Annotated in this window: 6 protein-coding genes; 2 read left to right on the top strand and 4 right to left on the bottom strand. The window is 72.1% G+C overall.

Annotation, left to right across the window (positions count from 1 at the left end; translation table 11 throughout):
• A partial coding sequence (locus tag FRW57_RS14545) for a formimidoylglutamate deiminase (protein WP_152186327.1) occupies positions 1 to 1,160 on the bottom strand: 1,160 nt, incomplete at its 3' end.
• Positions 1,157 to 2,374: an allantoate amidohydrolase gene (locus FRW57_RS14540; protein ID WP_238999440.1), complete on the bottom strand. Its 1,218-nt coding sequence runs from the start codon at positions 2,372 to 2,374 to the stop codon at positions 1,157 to 1,159. The genes FRW57_RS14545 and FRW57_RS14540, both read right to left, overlap by 4 nt.
• Positions 2,375 to 2,471: 97 nt before the next feature.
• Here FRW57_RS14540 and FRW57_RS14535 point away from each other — a divergent pair, with 97 nt between their 5' ends.
• A complete protein-coding gene (locus tag FRW57_RS14535; RefSeq protein WP_152186326.1) occupies positions 2,472 to 2,975 on the top strand; it encodes an aminoacyl-tRNA deacylase in 504 nt (167 codons plus the stop codon).
• On the opposite strand, the gene hutU is transcribed toward FRW57_RS14535, so the two are convergent.
• A complete protein-coding gene (hutU, locus tag FRW57_RS14530) occupies positions 2,956 to 4,614 on the bottom strand; it encodes a urocanate hydratase (protein WP_152186325.1) in 1,659 nt (552 codons plus the stop codon). The genes FRW57_RS14535 and hutU overlap by 20 nt on opposite strands.
• 139 nt (positions 4,615 to 4,753) lie before the next feature.
• A complete protein-coding gene (gene hutH / locus FRW57_RS14525) occupies positions 4,754 to 6,346 on the bottom strand; it encodes a histidine ammonia-lyase (protein ID WP_238999439.1) in 1,593 nt (530 codons plus the stop codon).
• 169 nt (positions 6,347 to 6,515) lie between these two features.
• Here hutH and FRW57_RS14520 point away from each other — a divergent pair, with 169 nt between their 5' ends.
• Positions 6,516 to 7,274, top strand: coding sequence for an IclR family transcriptional regulator (locus FRW57_RS14520; protein WP_137119695.1), 759 nt, complete (start codon positions 6,516 to 6,518; stop codon positions 7,272 to 7,274).
• Positions 7,275 to 7,325: the final 51 nt, after the last annotated feature.

Here is a 7,325-nt window from a genome sequence, read left to right as displayed (position 1 = left end):
GACCCGGCGGTGCGCGGCGAGTCGAGCCGCACTGCGACAAGGTCCGCGCGTGCCCCCGCCTCGAGGCGCCCCGCGTCGGCCCAGCCGAGACTGGCGTGGTTGGTGGCGGCGGCGAGGAGCGCGGACGGCTGGAACCTCCCACGTTGCAACGTGTTCAACCGCTCGTGCATCTCGAGCGCGCGGGCCTCCTCGAGGAGGTCGATCACGGCGTGCTGGTCGGAGCCCAGCGACAGCGGAGCGCCCACGTCGGCCAGGGCACGGGCCGGCCCGATCCCGTCGGCGAGGTCGCGTTCTGTGGTGGGGCAGAAGCAGGCGGTGGTGCGAGTGCCTCCGAGGGCCGCGATGTCCGCGTCGGTCAGGTGGGTCGCGTGCACGGCGCTCGTCATCGGGCCGAGCACGCCCTCTGCTCGCAGCAGTGCGGTGGGGGTGAGCCCGTAGAACGCCTGGCTGGCCTCGTTCTCCGCCGGCTGCTCGGAGAGGTGGACGTGCAGCGGTCGGCCGCGGGCGGCCTCGACCACCGGCGCCAGCTGGTCACGGGGCACGGCACGCACCGAGTGGATCGCCGCGCCGATGCGGGTGTTCGCGTCGTCGTCGAGAGCCGCTACCCGGGACGCCCAGCCCCTCGCGTCCCCGTCCCCGAACCGCCGCTGGTCGACGTTCAACGGGGTGTGCCCCTCCGGGGTGAGCCCGCCCGCGAGGTAACAGGTGTCCAGCAGGGTGAGTCGGATCCCCGCTTCGGCGGCGGCCCTGCGCAGCGACTCTCCCATGGCGTTGGGGTCGTCGTAGTCGGCGCCGTCCGGCTGGTGGTGCACGTAGTGGAACTCGCCCACGCAGGTGATCCCGGCCAGCGCCATCTCGGCATACGTCGCCCGGGCGAGCGCGAGGTAGGACTCCGGATCGAGTTGCCGCGCCACGGCATACATCCGCTCGCGCCACGTCCAGAAGGTGCCGCCCCCGTCATGGGTGCGGCCGCGCAGCGCCCGGTGGAAGGCGTGGCTGTGCGCGTTGGCCAGGCCGGGCAGGACGACGCCGGGCAGCGGCTCGGCGCCACCGGGATCGGTGCCCGGTGTGACGGAGACGAAGCGCCCGTCCTCGACCTCGAAGGTCACGTCGCGTGCGACGCCCGCCGGGAGCCAGGCGTATGCCGCGTGCCACTTCATCGGGCGAGGTCCTCGACGACCCTGGCCAGCGCCTCGACACCCGCGTGGCAGTCGTCGCGCTCGGCGAACTCCTCCGGCGAGTGCGAGATGCCGGTTGGATTCCGGACGAAGAGCATCGCGGTCGGCACACCGTGGGTGGCGAGGATGCCGGCGTCATGGCCGGCGCCCGTGCCGAGCAGCGGCACGTCGTCACCGAGCACGCCGGTCAGCCGCCCCGCGAGCTCCTCGTCGAAGCGCGTCGTCGGGGTCCAGGACTCCTCGCGCACCGTCGCGCCGTGCTGCTGGGCACGGGTGGTGAGGTCGTCGATGGTGTGGCGCACCTCGTCCTCGACCGGCCCGCGGGCGTCGAGCCAGCCCGTGACGTGGCTGGGTATGGCGTTGACGCCCCCGGGCTCGACGTGCACCTTGCCGACGGTCGCCACGCAGCCCCGTTGCTCGGCCACCGACCGTGCCGCGAGGACGGTGTCGGCGTAGCCGAGCATCGCGTCCTGGCGATCGGCCAGTCGCGTGGTGCCCGCGTGGTTGGCCTGTCCTGGGAAGTCGAACCGCCAGCGGCCGTGCGGCCAGATGTCCGTCGCGATCGCCACCGGTTGGCCGAGGTCGACCAGGCCACGGCCCTGCTCGACGTGCAGCTCGACGAACGCGCCGATCCGCCGGGTCGTCTCCTCGTCGGGGCCGAGCTGCTCGGGATCGCGGCCGGCGGCCCGCAGCGCCTCGGCCATGGTCACCCCGTCGACATCAGTCAGCGAGCGCGCACGATCGGCGTCGAGAACCCCCGTGATCACTCGTGATCCCGCGCAGGCGATGCCGAACCGGGCGCCCTCCTCGTCGACGAAGTTCACCACCCCGATCGGCCGGGACGGCTGGAAGTCCTCGGCCCGCAGCAGGTCGATGACGGCGAGTGAGCTGACCACGCCGAGCGGTCCGTCGAAGGCGCCGCCGTCGGGCACCGAGTCGAGGTGGGATCCGATGACGAGGCCCGGCCGGCCGGCGGCGAGTGCGGCGTCGGGGTCGCCCCACCAGGCCCACTGGTTGCCCATCCGGTCGGTGGTCAGGTCGAGCCCGCGCTTCGCACACTCACCCGCGAACCACTCGCGAAGGTCGTGGTCCTCACGGGTCCAAGCGAACCGGTGGTAGCCGCCGGAGGACTTGTCACGCCCGATGGGGCCGATCGCCGACCACATCGCGTCGAAGTCGGAGGTGTCGATGCTCATTCCGGGGCCCCCGCGAAGTACCGAGTGAGGCACGAGTGAGGACTTCGTGGGGTGGTCTTCGTGGGGTGTGTCATGTCTGAGAGCCTAGGGTTGGGGGGTGGATCACGAGGATGCGGCTGCGGCGCCCGGGGAGACCCGGGCCCGGGAGGCCATCGAGCGCGCCGAGATCGCGTTCGCCGTCACCCGCCACGGGCCGGTGCGCTCCCTGGAGGAGGCGGCCGCGGGCCGTGGTGTCGAGCCGCGCGACATCGTCAAGACGCTCGTGGTGCGCCGGGCGGAGGACGACTTCCTCTTCGTCCTCGTGCCCGGCGACCGCGAGATCTCCTGGCCCAAGCTGCGTGCCCTGCTCGGGGTCAAGCGGATGTCGATGCCCGACGCGACGACCGCGCTGGCGGCGACCGGGTACGAACGCGGCACCATCACGCCGTTCGGCGCCACCACCGCGTGGCCCGTCATCGCCGACGAAACCGTTGTGGGACGGGCGATCTCGATCGGTGGTGGCGCGCACGGGGTGGCGTTCACCGCAGACGGGAGTGACGTCATACGCGCTCTGGACGCCGCCGTCGCCGACGTGACCGAGGTCAGTCGCCCTCGCGCATAGGCACCCGCACGCCACGCTCCTGGGCGACCTGCTCGGCCCGCTCGTAGCCTGCGTCGACGTGCCGGATGACGCCCATGCCCGGGTCGTTGGTGAGCACCCGCGCGAGCTTCTCGGCCGCGATCGGCGTCCCGTCGGCCAGGGAGACCTGTCCGGCGTGGATGGAACGGCCGATGCCGACACCGCCGCCGTGGTGGATCGAGACCCACGAGGCACCCGACGCGGTGTTGATCAGGGCGTTGAGCAGCGGCCAGTCGGCAATCGCGTCGGACCCGTCGAGCATCGACTCGGTCTCGCGGTAGGGCGAGGCCACCGACCCGCAGTCGAGGTGGTCGCGGCCGATGACGATGGGCGCCGAGAGCTCACCCGAGGCGACCATCTCGTTGAACTTCAGGCCGGCCTTGTCGCGCTCACCGTAGCCCAGCCAGCAGATGCGGGCGGGCATGCCCTGGAAGGCGATCTTCTCGCGGGCGCCGCGGATCCACTTCTGCAGCCGGTCGTTGTCGGGGAAGAGGTCGAGCACGGCCTGGTCGGTCTTGTAGATGTCCTCCGGGTTGCCGGAGAGCGCGGCCCAGCGGAACGGGCCCTTGCCCTCGCAGAAGAGCGGCCGGATGTAGGCGGGCACGAAGCCGGGGAACTCGAACGCCCGCTCGTAGCCGCCCTGCCGGGCCTCGTCGCGGATCGAGTTGCCGTAGTCGAAGACCTCGGCGCCCTTGTCCTGGAACTCGACCATCGCCTTGACGTGCTTGGCCATCGAGGCACGGGCCCGGTCGGTGAACTCCTCCGGCTTCTTCTCGGCGTAGTCCTGCCAGTCGTCCGGGTCGATGCCCTCCGGCAGGTAGGACAGCGGGTCGTGCGCACTGGTCTGGTCGGTGACGATGTCGATCTCGACGCCGCGGCGCAGCAGCTCCGGGAAGGCCTCGGCGCAGTTGCCGACGAGGCCGACCGACAGCGCCCGCTTCTCCTTCTTCGCCAGCAGCACCTTGCCGATCGCGTCGTCGAGGTCCTCGGCGATCTCGTCGAGGTAGCGGTGGTCCACCCGCCGCTGCAGCCGGCTGCGGTCGACGTCGACGATGAGGACCACGCCGTCGTTGAGCGTGACCGCGAGCGGCTGCGCGCCGCCCATGCCGCCGCAGCCGCCGGTGAGGGTGAGGGTGCCGGCAAGGGTGCCGTTGAAGCGCTTGTCGGCCACTGCGGCAAACGTCTCGAACGTCCCCTGCAGGATGCCCTGGGTGCCGATGTAGATCCACGACCCCGCGGTCATCTGGCCGTACATCGTCAGGCCGAGGTGCTCCAGGCGGCGGAACTCGGGCCAGGTCGCCCAGTCGGGGACGAGGTTGGAGTTGGCGAGGATCACCCGCGGGGCCCACTCGTGGGTGCGCATCACGCCGACCGGCCGGCCGGACTGGACCAGCATGGTCTCGTCCTTCTCCAGCGTGGTCAGGGTGCGCACCATCGCGTCATACGACCGCCAGTCGCGGGCGGCCCGGCCGGTGCCGCCGTAGACGACCAGGTCGTCCGGCCGCTCGGCCACCTCAGGGTCGAGGTTGTTCATCAGCATCCGCATCGGGGCCTCGGTGGTCCACGACTTCGCGGTCAGCGTGGTGCCCTGGGGGGCACGCACGGGGCGGGCGCCTTCCATGTCAATCTCCTTCTGTTCTGTGCTCAGTCTGCTTTGCTCGCTTCAGGCCGGTTTGCTCGCTTGGGACCGGTTCTCGGGGGTGCCGAAGCGGTCTGAACGGAGCAATGCGGGGTGAGCCGAGCACGGGTATGGCGAGGGGCTAGTTGAGGGGGCCGGTCACCGACTCGACGGCCGAGACGGCACGGCCGCTGGCGACGAGCTGGACGGCCGCCTCGATGTCGGGGGCGAGGAACCGGTCCGTGGCCGGGCCGGCCGCGGACTTGCGCAGCTCGGCGATGAGCGCGCCGGTGGCGGGCGACGGCTCGAGGGGTGCGCGCAGGTCGATCCCGCGCGCCGCGGTCAGCAGCTCGACGGCCAGGACCCGAGTGAGCCCGTCGACCGCACGACGCAGCTTGCGAGCGCCGGACCAGCCCATCGACACGTGGTCCTCCTGCATCGCCGAGCTCGGGATCGAGTCGACGCTGGCGGGAGCCGCGAGGCGCTTCATCTCCGAGACGATCGCGGCCTGGGTGTACTGCGCGATCATGTGTCCCGAATCGACGCCGGGGTCGTCGGCCAGGAAGGCGTTGAGCCCGTGGCTGCGGGCGACGTCGAGGAACCGGTCGGTCCGGCGCTCCGCCATGCTCGCGACGTCCGCGGCGACGATGGCGAGGAAGTCGAGGACGTAGGCCACGGGCGCCCCGTGGAAGTTGCCGTTGGACTCGACCCGGCCGTCGAGGGTGACGACGGGGTTGTCGATGGCGGACGCGAGCTCACGGCCAGCGACCAGGGCGGCGTGGTCGACGGTGTCACGGGCGCCGCCGGCGACCTGGGGGGCGCAACGCAGCGAGTAGGCGTCCTGCACACGGGTGCACGCCTCGGGGTCGCGGTGGCTCTCGCGGATTAGGCTGTCCGCCAAGACCTTCCGCAGGTTCTCGGCGCTGGCGGCCTGCCCGGGGTGGGGGCGCAGCGCCTGCAGGTCGGCAGCAAAGACGTCGTCGGTGCCGAGGAGGCCCTCGACGCTCATCGCGGCGGTGATGTCGGCGGTGGTGAGCAGCTGGCGCAGGTCGGTGATGGCGAGGACCAGCTGGCCGAGCATGCCGTCGGTGCCGTTGATCAGCGCAAGGCCCTCCTTCTCGCGCAGCTCGACGGGCGTGATGCCGGCGGCGGCCAATGCGTCTGCGGCATCGGCGAGCTCACCGTCAGCGGTGCGGACCGTCCCCTCACCCATCGCGGCGAGGGCGCAGTGGGCCAGCGGGGCCAGGTCGCCCGAGCAACCGAGGCTGCCGTACTCGTGCACGACCGGGGTGATCCCGGCGTTGAGCAGCGCGGCATACGCCTGGGCGGTCTGCTCACGCACCCCGGTGCGACCGGTCGCGAGGGTCGAGAGGCGCAGCAGCATGGTGGCGCGGACGACCTCGCGCTCGACCTCGGGCCCGGAGCCCGCGGCGTGCGACCGGACCAGGCTGCGCTGCAACTGGGCCCGCAGGTCGAGGGGGATGTGCCGGGTGGCGAGCGCGCCGAAGCCGGTGGAGACGCCGTAGTGCGGCACCACGTCGTCGGCCAGTGCCTCGATGATCCCGCGGCTGCGGCGGATCTGCTCGAGCGACTCGGACGAGATCTCCACGGACGCGCCGTGGCGGGCGACGGCGACGACGTCCTCGAAGGACAGCGGGCCGACACCCACCGTGACGGGCGCCATGCGGTCGGTGCCGACGGCCTGGTCGGGCTCGGCAAGGTTCTGGATGCTCATGACTCCATTGCACCTGCCACCGTCGGTTGCCGACAGACCCGAGGGCCCGATGCTGTCTCACCCCTGAGACACCACGCCCAGCCCGGTGAGGAATCTTCGCGGGGTTTCGGCCCCTGGGAGGGCACCGAACCTCACGAAGACTCCTCACCGGGTCTGCAAGACTGGGCGCGTGAGCAATGTGCCGGCGGCAGGCCACGCGCTCGCGGTCCTGCAGCTGCTGGCCCGGCGCGCCGAACCGGTCCCCGCCGCCGCCATCGCGCGCGAGCTGTCGCTACCCCGGTCCAGCGTCTACCACCTGCTCACCGTGCTGCGTGACCGCGGATTCGTGGTGCACCTGCCTGAGGAGCGTCGCTACGGTCTCGGCGTCGCGGCGTTCGAGCTCGGGTCGGCCTACACCCGGCAGGCCCCGTTGCAGCGGGTGGCGCGGCCCGTGCTCGCTCGGCTGGTCGACCAGACCAAGCACAACGGCCACTTCGCGGTGCTGCACGGCCGGGACGTGCTCTACGTGATCGAGGAACGCGCCATCGGACGCCCCCCGCTCGTCACCGACGTCGGCGTCCGGCTGCCCTCCCACCTTGCCGCCAGTGGCCTGGCCATGCTCGCGGCCCTGCCGGCCGCACAGGTGCGGGCGCTCTACCCGTCACGCGACTCCTTCGTGCAGCGCCACGGCGTCGGCCCGACCTCCCTGCCGGCCCTGCGCAGCGTCCTGGCCCGGGTGCGCCAAGAGGGCTACGCGCAGGAGGACGGGTCGGTGTCGCCCGACTTCTCCTCGGTCGGGGTCCCGGTGCTCGACCGCAACGACCACCCGGTCGCCGCGATCGCGCTGACCTATCCCACCGACCAGGTCGACGACGAGCAACGCCTCACGCTCGTCGACGCCGCGCGCCTCGCCGCGACCGAGGTGTCGCGGCGCCTGGGCCGCGCCTGAGCAACGCTGGTTCCGGCCCGGATCCGGCCCGGAACCAGCGTTGCTCAGGCG

The organism is Segeticoccus rhizosphaerae (assembly GCF_009192725.1).
Lineage (GTDB): Bacteria > Actinomycetota > Actinomycetes > Actinomycetales > Dermatophilaceae > Segeticoccus > Segeticoccus rhizosphaerae.
This window is presented reverse-complemented; position numbering and strand designations above follow the sequence as displayed.